Below are 483 nucleotides of genomic sequence, written 5' to 3' on the forward strand. Positions count from 1 at the left end.
ACGACGAGCGCCGCGCCCGACCCCGCGCCCAACCCCGCGCCGGATCCCGAGCCCGAGCCCGAGCCCGCGCCCGCCAGCTCGCTGCGCAGGGAGTCCGCGCCCGCCACCGCCGCGTCGGCCCACGCGTCCTGCGCGAGGCGGTCCTCGGTGTCGCGGCCCACCTGCTCCATGCCCGCCTCGTCGACGCGGAAGCCCTCGTCGACCGAGTAGGAGTAGGCGCGGTCCTGCACCGCCACGGCGAGCAGGACGTCGTCGACGCCGAGGTCGGAGGCGATGGCGGCGTCCTCGGCCCACCGCTGCGCGCCGGCGCCGTCGAAGGAGCCGACGTAGACGACCCACAGCTGCACCTGCGCGTCCTGCTGCAGGCGCTCCAGGGCCTGCTCGACGGCCCGCTCGTCGGCGGGGGAGAGCACGCCGGCGGTGTCGGTGACCTGCCCGGCCAGCCGGGAGGGCGGTTCGGCGGCGGCGGGTGCGGCACCCGCC

General features: G+C 78.5%; 1 protein-coding gene. It reads right to left on the bottom strand.

What is annotated here, in order from left to right:
- Positions 1-483, bottom strand: a 483-nt coding sequence (locus GTQ99_RS23960) for a TPM domain-containing protein (RefSeq protein WP_166618110.1), incomplete at both ends; no start/stop codon positions are given.

Origin of the sequence: Kineococcus vitellinus, assembly GCF_009906315.1 — a bacterium.
In the GTDB taxonomy this organism is placed as follows: domain Bacteria; phylum Actinomycetota; class Actinomycetes; order Actinomycetales; family Kineococcaceae; genus Kineococcus; species Kineococcus vitellinus.